The following is a 15,197-nucleotide window of genomic DNA, read 5'->3' as shown; positions in this document are numbered from 1 at the left end:
TTGACTTTACATCCGCCTTTCCAACGGGCGCAATTGCGCCATCATCTGATGTATGGCCTGCTTCAGCAGGGTTACATCTTCTTCTGTGTGTTCATCACCTAGACTAATACGTAATCCTCCAGCTGCACAAGCCGCATCTTTGCCCATCGCAAGCAGTACGCGACTTGGTTCAGCAGAACGGGAAGAACATGCTGACTGGGTGGATACCGTTACCCCAAGCTGCTCCAGTGTATGAAGCACTACTTCGGCTTTCATGCCAGGATAAGAGAAATGAATGATATGAGGTGCTCCCTGTCCATCACTATTTAGGACTAGACCCGGGATTCCCTTAATAAACGCCATGATCTCGTCACGATACACCGTCACACGTTCAACAAACTGGGGTTGACGCTCTACAGCAAGACGTATCGCCTTCGCCATACCTACAAGCAATGCTACATTTTCCGTACCTGCTCTCATGCCGTTCTCCTGTGAGCCTCCCGATAATAGCGGAGTAAGTTCAATCCCACTTCGCACGTAAAGCAGTCCAGCTCCTTTGGGGCCGCGGAATTTATGAGCAGATAGACTATATAGATCGGCATTCCATGAGGCAGGTTTGGCTTCCAGTTTCCCGACTCCCTGCACACCATCTACATGAAATAAAACACGGGGAGCTTCTTTTTTGAGACGTTGACCGATCTCAGCAACCGGGTGAATCGCACCTGTTTCATTGTTGACATGCATTAAGCTTACAAGGACAGTATCCGGTCTTAACGCTTCAATAACCTGCTGTGCGGTAACCCTCCCAAGTGAGTCCACAGGAATCCATGTGACTTCCCATCCCCACTGTTGCAATTGGAGGAAGCTCTCATACACTGATGCATGTTCGGTAGCTGTAGTTATGATGTGTTTGCCTCGGGATTGGTAGCGTAATGCCGCCCCCTTAATCGCTAGATTGTTGCTCTCCGTTGCTCCTGAGGTGAAAATAATCTCTTCAGGCTTAACCCCGATTGCTGTAGCACAACCCGCTCTCGCTCGCCGCAATAGTTGGTGCGCCCGCTCACCGTAGCCATGGATGGATGAAGGATTCCCATACTGTGCCTCCATCACTTCAGCTATGGTTCGTACAACATCTGGATCTGGAGGCGTCGTCGCTGCATAATCAAAATATTTCAAAACGAGGTTAAACCTCCTTAATATGTGTTCAAACTTCATGATTCTACAGTGAGCATTGTAACACGATACCGCCACAACACAAAAAGACCAAGCAGAAGCAGGTAGAGAAGCTCCCTACAGGTTCCTGAATTGATCTTTATGCTGAACTCACTGTACATGCATTACATCCAAGTTACAGCGTATATTTCGCTTGCGCCTTCTCTACCTTCGCGATATAAGCTTGCGTCTCGGTAGGCAGAAGCTTCAGTGCATTCATCAGTTCTGCGTCATTGGATACACCCAGGCGTGATACACGTCCCGGTCCCGCATTGTACGCAGCGAGAGCCATTTTCACTTCTCCCCCAAAACGTTGAAGCTGAAGCGAAAGATACTTCGTTCCCCCATCAATATTCTGTGCCGGGTCGAATGAATTGCTTACTCCAAGACCAGCAGCCGTTCCGTCCATCAACTGCATTAAGCCCTTGGCTCCGGCTGAGGAAACGACGTTTGGATTAAAATTGGATTCTGTATCAATAACCGCCTTGATTAACGACTCAGGCACCCCATACTTTGCACTCGCTGCAGCGATTAAGGAATCATAATCGGTGGGTACAGTCTCTTCCCCGTTCGTTGACACTGCATTCAACAGAGAGGAAAGGGATACAGTTGGACTGCTGCTTGAGGATTCTGTCAGTGGTGTACCCGAATCTGAACTATATTGGCTTCCCAATTGTAACCATAACAACCCGTCATTTGATCGTTTGGACAAACCAAGAGATGCTGAAGCTGCATCGCTACTGCTTGATCCACGGTTTCCAGTGCCTAATAGCCCGTCCATCATGTTAGCAAAATCTACAGACGAATTGGCCGCTCCCGCTGACCCGCTTGATGGATTGGCAACGTTGGACAATTGCAGTTCAAGCAACTGCCGTGACCCAGTGGGATCAATCTGCATGTGTATATCCACTCCCGTAAATTAAAACTATATTCTGCCTTTATTCTACATCGTTTTACATGAATCTGCCATCATTTTCAAAAAAATAAGCGCATATATATTCTTTTTTGCACATAGACGAAAAAACCTTTTTCCATCCCAGAGTCGGGAAAGAAAAAGGTCATCATATAAAGTACTGTGTTCGTTTAAGAAGCTGCAAGAAGCATGACCTTTCGCTTTTATCGCGCGAATGGAATCATGAAGAAATAACTGAGCGTGGCTACAATGCCTAAACCAATTGACCAGGCACCTGCCGTTTTACGCCCATTTACAAAAGCATAATATCCGAGTACAGCCGCGACGGGTCCAAGCACGATCGACCACATGAATAATGAAGCGATCCCTGAGGCTAACCCTACATAACCTGCAACTCTGCCTGTGGATTCCATCATTGCGTCTGCCTCATGATTTTCCTGTGTACTTACCGGACGCTCAGAACGCTCGGTACGCACAGCCGATGGAGGAGCAACCTCCGCACCGTACTCTTCTCGATGTTCGCGTCTTGGATAGTCAACGCGTTCCCGAGATTTCTTGTCCTCTGCTTCAGAGCGCTTAATCAGAAGATCTTTGTAATCATTTTTCATTACTAAGCACCTCCATTAAGAATAGGAATGACTGCTCATTTGGGTTTGAACGTGTGACAGCATGTGGCAGAGGATGTTCTGGCATGATCGTGATGATCGGAATCAAATGTCTCTCCAGCGAATTCCTCATGCAGACGGCGGGTAGCATGCTGATCGATATCAATCATGATGGCATCCGCCTGACAGAAGTTGTTTTCGCCCCAGTAGTTACAGTTAGAGACGCTGCATTTAACGATTGGCTTTTCATGACTCATTATTTATCACCTCGCACCTATTGTCTCCACGGTAATAATCAGCTATTCCCGTTCAAAATGTCAGATGATGACATGCATCTATTCCCTCTCCCAGCTATTGGTCAGAACACAAAAAAGCCGCCAAAATAGGCGGCTTCATTCATTGATATCTTTAGTTTACATGTAATCTGAGCTTAAGCGTGGTTACGTTGGTTCTGCATCCGACGCTGAGTCAAGTAATCACTTTCATAGAAAGCCAAATCGTCGCGCAATTCTTCATACGTTTTGGAAATCTCAAGAATGACGTCACGGACTGCACGGATAGGCTTGTCACGGAAGCGAATTGCATCTTGCCCTGTGTAAGCATATCTGCCGTCTTCAGAATAACATTCATTTTTGGGATAGAAAAAGCTATTCACACTTTGGTGATACGTATTATAAAGCGCCTTTTCTGCAAAATCGACATCGAAATTAGCACGACGCAGCACAACGCCAAGTTTTTCGTAAGAAACTTCAGAAAAAACAAGCAAATGACGGAGATCCGAAAGAAATCCTTTGTAGAACGTTGTTGATTCTTCCGTCTGATTCTGATCCAGTTCAGGCAAAGCATTTTCGTTCAAAAATTGTTCAATCCGGTCGATAGCAGGTTTTAACTTTTCCCTAGTTGACTCACAAATTTTCTGTACATTGGCTGCTGACATAAAGGTAGCTCCCCCTTAAATAAGTCCTTACATATAGGTAGGTCGGGCGGTGAACTTCACCTGACCTTCAATTCTCAGGTACTATCCTACCATAAAAAGCTGACGAGCGGTATCCCATAATCCAAGCGTTGTATTCATGTGTTCCACGATCTTCATTGCAAAACGCTACGCATGGTCTGGATCTGCATAAAAATATCTGCTTTTCCTAACGATAGAACTATGCACGGACAACGATGAGAACCTAAGCAAGGTTCAGATTATTGTCCTAATTCCAGAGGAGGTTACCATCTCGATGTCTAAACCAAAATGGATTAACTGGGTTATCGCTGCAGGTGTAGGAACACTTGCACTAACCCTGCTTCTACCAACATCCAACAATCGCACACTGCCAGAACACAGTGCGTTACCTGATGCTCCTCACGTGGAGCAAGGGAATAAACAGCGCCTGAAAGTACAAGACGTAAAAAAAACGGATCTCCTCACCCGAATGGATGCGAAACAGCATCTAAGCACGATGTTAGAGAAAACCTCCAGCATGTCAGATTCAGAATTGCGTAAGTATGTGCAAGACCTTCAACATTCTCACAAACACATTCGTTCTCTCATGTTCATGGACAATACATCCGGTTCACAGCGTCACCAGTTTGGCAAAGACCTGCCACAAGGAAGTAAATTGGAGCAACAACGATTCGATCATTCTCTTAGCCTAGCCAAAAAAGCCGTTATGAAACGTCAAAGCTTCGAGTCGTCTTCATTTTCCATGGGAAAAGAAAAGTACTTTGTGCTAGGTCAGCCTTCCAAAGATGGCAAACAAGCAGTCATCGCCCTATTCAGCCAAAACGTGCTTAATGCAGTCGAACAGCACCAACGTAAAAATCTACGTATGATTCCTTATCCTCGAGAAGGCAAATTCAAAATCGAATCGGTGCATCCGGATACCTTAAACGAAATCACGGTCAAAACAGGGCATGATAACGCAAATGCCAGCCATTTTTATGAAAATGAAATCGTAATTCGTTTCCGACAGGAGCCGGGTGAACGTGACATGCGTATCATTAAATCTGACTTGCGAACACAGTCTGCTCGCAAATTGGGATACACGTATGTTTTCCGGTCAGAACATATGAATTATGAACAGCTGCATTCCTATTTCGAACGTAAATGGAATCCACTTTATATGGAGCCCCACTACATGTATTTAACCAATGAAACACTGTCTGAAAAGGATAATTCGGCCGAAGTCACCGTTCCTAACGATATTTTGTTCACCGATTATCAATGGAACCTGCCTGCGATCGAAACCAACCGAGGGTGGAACATTTCAAAAGGAAACAAGGATGTTATTGTGGCCGTGGTGGATACTGGGGTAGACGTCAATCACCCTGATCTCAAAGGTAAGCTGCTTGAAGGATACAATGTAATCGACCCAGCTAGCAAACCTCTTGATGATGTCGGTCACGGTACACACGTTGCTGGAATTATCGGGGCGATCGTTAACAACAATGAGGGTGTGGCCGGAATGAGCTGGTACAATAATGTACTTCCAGTTAAAGTTCTGGATAGTTCGGGTTCAGGCACGACATATGCTGTTGCTGAAGGGATTATTTGGGCAGCAGATCATGGAGCCAAGGTCATTAACATGAGCTTAGGAAACTACGCCGATGCTCAATTTCTTCATGATGCAATCAAATATGCATTTGACCGCGACATTGTGCTGATCGCCGCCACAGGTAACGATAATACAGAACGTCCTGGATATCCGGCAGCCTATCCCGAAGTATTTGCCGTCTCTGCTACTGACCCTGACATGAATAAAGCCTCTTATTCCAACTATGGAGACTACGTTGATGTCATGGCACCAGGCACGAGCATTGCGAGCACTTACCCGGACAACCAGTATGCGGCATTGTCGGGAACATCCATGGCGAGTCCCCATGTGGCCGCGCTTGCAGGTTTAATTCGTTCGATCAATCCTGATCTAACGAATACTGAAGTGATGGATCTTATGCGCCAGAGCGTGATTGACCTTGGCGATCCTGGTCACGATAAATATTATGGATACGGCCAAGTGGATGTCTACAAAGCATTGCAAGCGGCATCGAGCAACAGTGCCCCTCTGCAATTTTGGCCACAACATGTGAGACAGCAAATGGACAATACGATGAAAAAATATACGAAGTGAGCGTATATATATATCCTACAACAACAAAAGCAGCTGCGCCCCCGGGCGTATGCTGCTTTTTGATATGGTATCACTGTTGTTATTCCCGGGGGCTTAGGCTGCGCTTAACGTTTACGCGAAGCTGTACGGGATTTGCTTGATTTTTTGGCAGATTTCTTTTTGCCTTTGTAGCTGGATACATAACCCATGCCCATGTCTTCTTCTTTCACTACGACAGGATACATATGGTGAGGAATCGGCACGCAGTGGTGTTTTTTGATAACCTCGATTGGATGAATCACAGGTACGATTTGTGGAATGTAGTAGTCTTGCACAACCTGGATAGGATCACAGACAATCGGGCAAACCGGTGGACAGAAATGGTTCATTTCAAAACCAACTCCCTTTAAAGTGATACTATAACGTATTGCATGAGGACGAAAGTGGATTGGATGTATGTCCATTTTTGAGAAATTAAATAAGCGGGAGCCTGTCCGCACTCGCCCCTCCCTTAAGCGGGGCTTCGTTTGCGATCACATGACATAAGACACGCAGACCTTCGCACAAATGCTCCTGGTCTGTCACTGTGAAACAAATTCGCAGACTCGAAGTGTCCGGTTCCCCTACATAACAAGCTGAGCCCGGCAAAAAGGAAACCCCTGCTGCCAGCGCGTGTCTGTGCAGTTCCCGCATGTCCATGCCATCAGGCAGTTGCAACCATAGGTTCAACCCTCCGTCCGGTAAAACCCAGAACATGCCTGGTGGTGCATGTGCTTCTAAGACAGCCGATGCCGCACACAATCTAACATACAGCTCATCTCGGAGCTTGCGGATGTATAGGCTATACTGATGCTGAATGAAGGACTGCAACGCTTTTTGAGTTAACAGCGGACTGCCTAGATCTGCCGTAGATTTCGCAGCTACCAATCGGGTTAGGACACTCCCATCTGCAATAGCACAGGCCACACGACAACCTGGTGATAATACTTTGCTGAACGTTTTCAGGTATACGACATGCCCGGTTGAATCCATCGACTTAATGGAGGCTGGGGGCGGATTGCGAAAATAAAGATCAGAGAACGGATCATCCTCCAGAATGAGGCAATGGTAGCTTTGAGCCAAATTCAGCAACTGCGCTCGCCTTTGAGCACTCATTGTGATGCCCGTGGGATTATGAAATGTTGGAATGGTATAGATCAACTTCGGCGGATGAGTATCGCATAACCGGGTCAACAGATCAATGCGCATCCCCTCTTCATCCATCGGTACGGTAATAATTTTGGCGCCTCTGCTCGTAAATACATCAATGGCACCCGTGTACGTCGGGGCTTCCATGTAAACCACATCACCAGGACCTACAAATGTCCGAGCCACCAGATCAATTCCCTGCTGCGTACCGCTAGTAATTAACATGCGCTCAGGCATGACCTGCAGACCTCTTTCTGCAAAATGCTCCGCAAACGTCTGACGAAGCTCTCGATCTCCTTGGAACGAACCATATGCAGCCATCCGTTCCGGATGATCTGAAGAGAGGCGATAAGCACTCTCAATAATCTCGCGTGTAGGCAACAATTCAGGCTGGATGGCAGACATATGGAGCTCATATCGCACTTGTGGGGAAGCGTCGAAGTGTCGCCAGAGCTGAGCCCGGGGTAAATAATCTACTAATGCCATCTGCCAGTTCCACGGTGTGTTTTTCTCCCCGTTTCCTTGAACAGGATACATTTTATCTATATTTTCGCTTCTCTCGGACTCCTGCACTCCCCGAACATAACAACCTTTGCCTTGAGAACACGTAATTAATTGAATTGCTTCAAGCTCCGCATATGCTTTGGACACCGTCACTAAACTTACACCAAGGTCTGAGGTGAGCTTTCGGACGGATGGCAGACGGGTTCCTGGTTCAATAAGCCCAGATCGGATACGATCTGCAAGAGTAAGTGCAATCTGTATGTACAATTTGGTGCGACTTCCCCGTTTCAGTTCGATATGCATTGTTCCCGTCCTTCCAACTGTTATGATCTACATTTTACTGTTATACAGTTTCGGTCTATTATAGAATATAACATTACTTTAAGTTCGTGTTCAAAGGTTCGTTTTTCGTACGAAGACGATGGAAAAAGCTGCAAAACGAACTTTATGAGGCACCTCTATAACAGTGAATAACAGGAGATGAGAACACAATGAATATCCCTTGGTCTAAAATGGCACTAAACACACCGTCCTCTGTCGTTCGCGACATGTTGCAGGCAGCTCAGGCTCCGGGCATGATTTCATTAGCAGGAGGTTTACCCGCACAATCATCCTTCCCTTTGGAAGCGATTCGGGTGGCGTATGAAAAAGTATTTGCGTCCGGATCATCCGCTCTTCAATATGCAGAAACGGAAGGATATCGTCCACTTCGTGCCAAAATCGCGGAGCGCCTTGAATCTAAAGGCATCCCCGCTTCTCCAGATCATATGCTCCTGACTACAGGATCTCAGCAATCCATTGACCTTGTATGTCGTATTCTGCTTGATCCGGGTGACCGTGTACTGGTTGAATCACCAACCTATCTGGCTGCGCTTCAAGTTATTCATTCCTACCAGGCAATATCTCACGGTGTAAGCTGTGATGACGAAGGAATGTTACCTGAATCATTAGAAGAACTGCTGCAATTGCATCGTCCAAAATTGGTCTACATCAACCCAACCTTCTCTAACCCTTCGGGTAAAGTGTGGAGCCGTGAAAGACGTCAGAAAGCAGTAGATCTTTGCCGAAAATACGGTGTCCTGATTTTGGAGGACGACCCGTACGGCGAGATTCGTTTTAATCCAGAAGAACTGGATGCACCTGCGCTTGCAGAATTGGATGCTGCTTATGAAGGACCTTCCAACGTTATCTACACCAGCACCTTCTCCAAAACAGTTGCTCCTGGACTTCGTACAGGCTGGATCCTGGCTGCACCAGATATTGTTAAAATAGCGGCAAGAGCTAAACAGGGTGCGGATCTACACTCTAGCAGCATTGACCAAAGAGCCCTTCATGCACTGATGGAGACATTTGATCTGGATGAACACATTCGTGGAATTTCCGCTGATTATAAACAGCGCATGGAGAAAATGACTGAGCTTATGACGAAGAAAGCTTGGGAAGGGATCTCGTGGAATTCACCGCAAGGGGGAATGTTCCTCTGGCTCGAATTACCTGAATCGATGTCTGCCAGCAATCTGTTCACTTACGGCATTCAGGAAAAAGTATGTATCGTTCCTGGTGATTCCTTCTACGCCGGCACACCTGAATTGAACCGGATGCGGATTAACTTCACCCACACCGATCCAGACCTGCTGCCTGAGGCTGTAGAACGTATGGATCGCGCGATTAAACGCTGGCATGCTTCGGTACAATCCGATGCTACAGTGACCATGTAATTACTGATAGAGGACGTTCAAAAAGTCCGTTTTTGATTACGAAAGATGCGCGAGCGACATCTCAGCATCGAAGATCGGATTCAGCCGAAATAAGTGGAGGCTTACGAAGCTTGTTTCCTTCGGAAACAATGTAGTTGCTCACGTAGGTTTGCCTACGCTCCGCTACTCCATTTCTACCTTCATCCCATCTTCTCGGTACTGAAAACCGTCCTTTTTGAACACGCACCGATAGTCGCATTTATATTGCATATTGCAGTATAAATGCGACCATCGCTCACTTGATCAATAGCAAATAAATATGGCGTCAGATTCCGTAAAGATCGGATTCTGACGCCATCTCTGTTATTACGCTATGTTCATCATGAGAATTACCATTCACATGAATGAATTCCAAATGACTAGCTGTTGTTGCAGTTAGGAAAGCTTACCGTAAGCCGGGTTCTGTGCTCTTCGTGGTCCATACGGGAACTACCCTCCCACCACAAGCGACAATCATCTATCTAGGCCATACATTGCTGTACAGCTCAAGCGACCAACCTAGACACACCTCGGGCTAAGGCTGTCTCCTCCAAAGAGTCGACTGTGTCCCATTAGGTCTTGCTCCAGATGGGGTTTACCAGGAACGAAGTCACCAGCGTTCCTCGGGGTCTCTTACACCTCGGTTCCATCCTTGCCTGTGCCGGAAAATCCGGCCATCGGCGGTCCATTTCTGTGGCACTATCCTTCAACTCGCGCTGACTGGACGTTATCCAGCATCCTGCCCTGTGGAGCCCGGACTTTCCTCTCGTGGCAACAAGGCCACCAGCGATTGTCTGTCAAGCTTTCCGAAACAACATTACATAGTATACAAGGATTTCAGTTTACAAACAAGCTTAATATTAATGGAAGCATTGGAACAAGCACGTTTAGAGGAAACGGAATACTTCTGTATTTACCTCTGATGCTGTCACCTGTGTTTCATAACGTTTATGAACTAAGCGCTCCCGCAGCCAATCGGCTGTTTTTGGCTTCATAATTTTCTCGGCATTATGTCCAACATCAATGATGCTCATGCCTGCCATCAACGCATCGTGAGCCGTATGATAATCGATATCCCCAGTTACGATCACATCTGCTCCTTTGAAGCGTGCGGTAAGTGTATAACGGCTACCTGAACCACCAAGAACTGCCGCCTTTTTCACCTTACGGCTTAAGTCTCCTACCACGCGGACGTGAGACACGTCCAGTTGGGTCTTCACGACGTCAACCAGCTCTTCGAGTGTCATTGATTGTTTGAGCGGTCCCAAGCGCCCCAGACCAAGCGTACGGCCTTTTAAATCCATAGGATACAGGTCGTATGCAACTTCTTCATAAGGGTGAGCCTTTAACATCGCTTGTATAACCTGACTACGCAGACTTTGCGGCACAACCGTCTCGATACGCATTTCCTCTACACGTTCCATCTGCCCCTGTGTACCAATAAAAGGCTGTGTGCCTTCTCCAGGTACAAATGTACCCGTGCCTTCTGTATTGAAGCTACACTTGTTATACTGCCCAATGCTGCCAGCGCCTGCTTCTAGAATAGCGTTTAACACTTGTTCATGATGTGTACGAGGAACGAATACCGCCAGCTTGAAAAGATGATCCGTATGTACATCTTCCAGTGACTCTTTGCTATCGATTCCGATCGCTTCTGCCATCCAATCGTTCATACCGCCCTCTGCTACGTCTAGGTTCGTATGACTGATGTACACCGCAATATCATGCTTAATAAGCTTTTCGTACAGTTTTCCCATAGGTGTATCGGTTGTTAGTGATTTAACTGGACGGAATATAATGGCATGATGCGCAATAATGAGATTGGCACCTATGCGAATCGCTTCCTCGACTACTTCATCAGTGACATCCAAAGCAACAAGAACGTGTGTTATTTCCTTTTGCAGACTCCCCAGCTGCAGTCCGATTCGGTCATCAGGTACAGCTAAATGTTTGGGAGCAAGCTGCTCCATCAATTGAATTACAGTTTGACCTTTGGCAAACATGCCAATACCTCCTTCAATTTCGCAATCAGTTGTTCTACATCCGCGGCCTTCTCACGAGCAGATTCTTGATCGGATTTCATGATCGATTGCACCACTCCCTGCAGCTTAACGATCTCACTTTCCCATTTGGCGAAAAATACGTCTGTCGGTTGATCTACCAGATATGGCCCCATGCGAAGCAACAGTTCCTCCGTCAACTCTACATCATTCGTGATGAGACGAGGCTTGTATACTTCTTCATTCGCAATGGGACTGCTCGCTTGTGGCATAGCCGTAATAATTTCATAGATCTTGCCATCTTCCTCAAGCAGCTTCTCCGCAACGACCACCCAGTTGTGAGCTAGAAGCCACCGTCTCAGGATATCCTCACCTACATTGGGTTGTAGGATAAGCAGGCTAATCCCCTCAAGCTTGGACAGACCACGATCCAGAATGGATGCAATTAACGCTCCGCCCATACCAGCAATTGTAATTACGTCCACTTCACCTGGCTCTACCACATCAAGACCGTCTCCGCGGCGAACCGTAATTTTCTCTTGTAGACCTGCATCACTCACTTGTTTCCGCGCTGCTTCATAAGGTCCGGGATTCACTTCACCAGCTATTGCACTTACAACGTTACCGCTGCGAACTGCTGCTACAGGTAACAACGCATGGTCTGAACCAATATCCGCTAAACGGCTTCCCTCCGGAATTTGTACATGTATTTGCTGTAAACGATTCGAAAGTTTCATGACACACCTACACCATTCATTAAATTTATTGATTTGCATTGAACAACGAAAAGCGATAAAATAAAATCCAATCAAACATTTCAAGGATGAATTACCAAAACCAAGAAATTAAGACACTCAATTTAAACATAAAGGAGACCCCGCAGCCGCGTTAGCGTCTTGCGGAAAGTCTCCCATAGTGTTGTTATTCGAGGAAATCCTTGAGTCGTTTACTGCGACTCGGGTGACGCAATTTACGAAGAGCTTTGGCTTCGATCTGACGGATCCGCTCACGCGTAACGCCAAATACTTTGCCGACTTCTTCTAGTGTTCTCGTCCGTCCATCATCGAGACCGAAGCGCAGACGAAGTACATTTTCTTCCCGTTCAGTCAATGTATCCAGAACATCCTCAAGTTGCTCTTTCAACAGTTCATACGCGGCAGCATCAGCAGGAGCCAATGCCTCCTGATCCTCAATGAAATCGCCCAGATGGGAATCATCTTCCTCACCAATTGGCGTTTCAAGGGAAACCGGTTCCTGTGCAATCTTCGTAATTTCACGCACTTTCTCAACACTCAGATCCATTTCGGCAGCGATTTCTTCTGGTGTTGGTTCACGCCCAAGCTCTTGTAATAGCTGACGGGATACCCGGATCAGCTTATTAATCGTTTCTACCATGTGTACAGGGATACGAATTGTCCGTGCTTGGTCAGCAATGGCACGAGTGATCGCTTGGCGAATCCACCATGTCGCGTACGTACTAAACTTGTAACCTTTTTTGTGGTCGAACTTCTCAACTGCTTTGATCAGACCCATGTTACCTTCTTGAATCAGATCGAGGAACAACATGCCGCGTCCAACATAACGCTTAGCGATGCTGACAACGAGTCGCAAGTTGGCTTCAGCCAAACGACGCTTCGCTTCCTCGTCCCCATTCTCAATCCGTTTAGCGAGTTCTACCTCATCGTCTGCGGACAATAGCGGGACACGACCAATTTCTTTGAGATACATACGGACAGGGTCATTGATTTTGATGCCTGGAGGCAAGCTCAGATCATCATCAAAGTGGAACTCATCGCCCTCTTCTCTGTTGTTGTTTTCCGAATCCTCGCTCGGACGAAGAGTTACCTCTTCATCATTCTCGTTAACAACATCAATACCGAGATCGCTCAATTGCTCATAGAACTCATCCATTTGCTCTGCGTCCTGCTCAAACGGGGAGAGTTTTTCAATAATTTCTTTGTAATTTAGCGAAGCTCTTTTCTTACCTGATTCAATCAATTGATCTTTAACCTGATCCAGCGTCAATTCTGTCTCTAGTTCAGTATGCTGATCATTCGCCATAATTCGACTCCCTCCTCCCTAGAAACATCCAACACTCAGACGTTCACTGTCTCTCTAGGGCAATCATTTCAATTGCAATTTGTGCCGCACGTACAGAATCACCTGCACGCTCTGCAGCAATCATTTCTTCTTTCTTCAAGTCGTACTCTTTCTTACGCGGATACTTCAGCACTTCTCTGATGCAATCGTCGAGCACTTGAACACTCCATTCACCCGGACCATCCATCATCGAGATTGAACTGACCGTCTTCTCAAGGCGGTCATCATGCAGCGAAGACATGAAGCGGCTAGTATCCGGCGGTTTGCCTTGCGCATAGTAGGCATATAGATAAGCAGCAATAGCTGCATGATCATCCAAGTTGAAAGCTTCACCAAGATGCTCGTTAACATACTGGGCAGCCTCGTCGTCCAGAAGCATCCAGGCAATCAGCTTACGCTCAGCAGCGTGATAAGCCGGCAACAGATTAGGTGTAGGCACCTGCCTATTTTGTTGCCTACCATTATTCCACCTTTTCGAATTATTATCCCCAAACTGCTCGTTATTTTTCATGGCTTCTCGCTCTTCGTTGCACTCCTGCTTCAATGTTTCAAACGAAACGTCAACTTCTGCAGCAAGCTCACGAAGGTAAACTTCCCGTTCTGTCGGGGAAGGCAAAGGTGCAATAAGTTTCACAGCTTCCTTTGAATAAGCGATTTGTCCGCCACCTTCTAGCAGTATATGGTTTTTCTTAAGGTTTATAAGCTTAAATTTTGTTGTCGTTACGGCACCATCTATAATCTGGTTCCGGAATCGTTCGCCACCATGCTTGCGGATAAAATCATCCGGGTCAAGCCCTTCAGGAATGAGTGCTACTTTAACTTGCAGCCCTGCTTCCTCAAGAATAGGGAAGTTTTTGAGCGCTGCAGCCTGTCCAGCTCGGTCGCCGTCATAACAGATAATAACCTCATTGCACATGCCTTTCAGCATTAAAGCCTGATTCTCGGTAAGTGCGGTTCCCATTGCTGCTATACCGTTATGGATGTCTTGATCCCAAGCGGAGATAACGTCACCGTATCCTTCAAATAGTATGGCTTGACTTTGTTTACGAATTGCATTCTTGGCATGATGCAGATTGTAGAGCACTCGGCTTTTGTTAAACAACCGGGTTTCCGGAGAATTAAGATACTTAGGCTGCCCATCTCCCAAAATGCGACCTGCAAATGCAATTGGTTTCCCGCTCCTGCCATTAATCGGAAACATGACTCTGTCACGGAATCGATCCACATAACCTTGACCTTCATTTCTCGGTGACAGAAGACCGCCCTTCTCCATCTCTTCAAGCGGAAAATTGCGTTTCTCCAAAAATTGAACCACGGTATCCCAGCGATTAGGTGCGTAACCAATCTGGAAATGGTCAATCAGCTTGTCATTGAAGCCCCGTGAGCGTAAATAATCCATAGCCGCTTTGCCATGCTCTGTATTTTTCAATAAGAAATGATACAGCTTCGCGGTAAGCTCGTATGCCTCCAGCAGACGCTCAGTCTCCGGACTCACATGAGCAGATTCACGCCCTTGCCAGTCACCCATTGAAATATGGCTTTCTTCTGCCATCGTCTTAACAGCCTCGGGAAAGGATAACCCTTCGATTTCCATCCTAAATTTGATGGCATTTCCACCCGTGCCGCAGCCGTAGCAATAGAAAATTTGTTTCTCTGGTGTAACTGTAAACGAAGGCGTCTTCTCAGAATGAAAAGGGCAGAGGCCTTTCATATATTTCCCCTGCTTGGTCAGATGCACAAATCGACTCACCGTATCGACAATATCATTCTGCTGTAACACCGATTCAATAATACTTTCCGGTATACCGCCTTGTCCGGTACTCATCTCTGGCCACCTTCATCTCTTTAGCACGTAAATATAA

At 46.5% G+C, this 15,197-nt stretch carries 13 protein-coding genes and 1 other RNA gene; 2 read left to right on the top strand and 12 right to left on the bottom strand.

Annotation, left to right across the window (positions count from 1 at the left end; translation table 11 throughout):
- Positions 1-6: 6 nt before the first annotated feature.
- From M3636_RS02600 to M3636_RS02580, 5 genes are all read right to left on the bottom strand, one after another.
- The gene (locus tag M3636_RS02600; protein WP_251381214.1) at positions 7-1,155 is read right to left on the bottom strand and encodes a cysteine desulfurase family protein; all 1,149 of its coding nucleotides are present in this window, start codon (positions 1,153-1,155) and stop codon (positions 7-9) included.
- A 172-nt stretch (positions 1,156-1,327) separates the two neighbouring features.
- Positions 1,328-2,089, bottom strand: a complete 762-nt coding sequence (locus M3636_RS02595) for a lytic transglycosylase domain-containing protein (protein ID WP_251381213.1) — start codon at positions 2,087-2,089, stop codon at positions 1,328-1,330.
- A 218-nt stretch (positions 2,090-2,307) separates the two neighbouring features.
- Positions 2,308-2,712, bottom strand: a complete 405-nt coding sequence (locus M3636_RS02590) for a hypothetical protein (protein ID WP_145409777.1) — start codon at positions 2,710-2,712, stop codon at positions 2,308-2,310.
- Positions 2,713-2,747: 35 nt separating this feature from the next.
- On the bottom strand, positions 2,748-2,966 hold the full coding sequence (locus M3636_RS02585; protein ID WP_128102883.1) for a DUF1540 domain-containing protein: 219 nt from the start codon (positions 2,964-2,966) through the stop codon (positions 2,748-2,750).
- A 173-nt stretch (positions 2,967-3,139) separates the two neighbouring features.
- Complete coding sequence (locus M3636_RS02580; protein ID WP_056696072.1) at positions 3,140-3,646, bottom strand: YpuI family protein; 507 nt, start codon at positions 3,644-3,646, stop codon at positions 3,140-3,142.
- A 292-nt stretch (positions 3,647-3,938) separates the two neighbouring features.
- Here M3636_RS02580 and M3636_RS02575 point away from each other — a divergent pair, with 292 nt between their 5' ends.
- Positions 3,939-5,828 carry a S8 family peptidase gene (locus tag M3636_RS02575; RefSeq protein WP_251381212.1) on the top strand — a complete coding sequence of 630 codons (1,890 nt, stop codon included), beginning with the start codon at positions 3,939-3,941 and terminating at the stop codon, positions 5,826-5,828.
- Positions 5,829-5,932: 104 nt separating this feature from the next.
- Here the strand turns inward: M3636_RS02575 and M3636_RS02570 are convergent, their stop codons facing one another.
- Complete coding sequence (locus M3636_RS02570; protein WP_128102885.1) at positions 5,933-6,196, bottom strand: hypothetical protein; 264 nt, start codon at positions 6,194-6,196, stop codon at positions 5,933-5,935.
- 85 nt (positions 6,197-6,281) lie between these two features.
- Positions 6,282-7,802, bottom strand: coding sequence for a MocR-like pyridoxine biosynthesis transcription factor PdxR (pdxR, locus tag M3636_RS02565; protein WP_251381211.1), 1,521 nt, complete (start codon positions 7,800-7,802; stop codon positions 6,282-6,284).
- A 188-nt stretch (positions 7,803-7,990) separates the two neighbouring features.
- Between pdxR and M3636_RS02560 the strand changes: the two genes are divergently transcribed.
- Positions 7,991-9,217, top strand: a complete 1,227-nt coding sequence (locus M3636_RS02560; protein WP_251381210.1) for an aminotransferase-like domain-containing protein — start codon at positions 7,991-7,993, stop codon at positions 9,215-9,217.
- 415 nt (positions 9,218-9,632) lie between these two features.
- Here the strand turns inward: M3636_RS02560 and rnpB are convergent.
- The 5 genes from rnpB to dnaG all read right to left on the bottom strand — a co-directional run bounded on the left by rnpB (position 9,633) and on the right by dnaG (position 15,160).
- An RNA gene (gene rnpB / locus M3636_RS02555) (RNase P RNA component class A) lies at positions 9,633-10,041 on the bottom strand.
- 81 nt (positions 10,042-10,122) lie between these two features.
- Positions 10,123-11,238, bottom strand: coding sequence for a Nif3-like dinuclear metal center hexameric protein (locus tag M3636_RS02550; protein WP_128102887.1), 1,116 nt, complete (start codon positions 11,236-11,238; stop codon positions 10,123-10,125).
- On the bottom strand, positions 11,214-11,972 hold the full coding sequence (locus tag M3636_RS02545) for a tRNA (adenine(22)-N(1))-methyltransferase (RefSeq protein ID WP_251381209.1): 759 nt from the start codon (positions 11,970-11,972) through the stop codon (positions 11,214-11,216). The genes M3636_RS02550 and M3636_RS02545 overlap by 25 nt, the downstream gene beginning before the upstream one ends.
- 184 nt (positions 11,973-12,156) lie before the next feature.
- Positions 12,157-13,296, bottom strand: a complete 1,140-nt coding sequence (gene rpoD / locus M3636_RS02540) for an RNA polymerase sigma factor RpoD (RefSeq protein ID WP_128102888.1) — start codon at positions 13,294-13,296, stop codon at positions 12,157-12,159.
- Positions 13,297-13,339: 43 nt separating this feature from the next.
- Positions 13,340-15,160 (bottom strand): DNA primase, encoded by a 1,821-nt coding sequence (gene dnaG / locus M3636_RS02535; RefSeq protein WP_251381208.1) that lies wholly within the window; start codon positions 15,158-15,160, stop codon positions 13,340-13,342.
- Positions 15,161-15,197: the final 37 nt, after the last annotated feature.

Source organism: Paenibacillus sp. MER 99-2, assembly GCF_023714095.1.
In the GTDB taxonomy this organism is placed as follows: domain Bacteria; phylum Bacillota; class Bacilli; order Paenibacillales; family Paenibacillaceae; genus Paenibacillus.
This window is presented reverse-complemented; position numbering and strand designations above follow the sequence as displayed.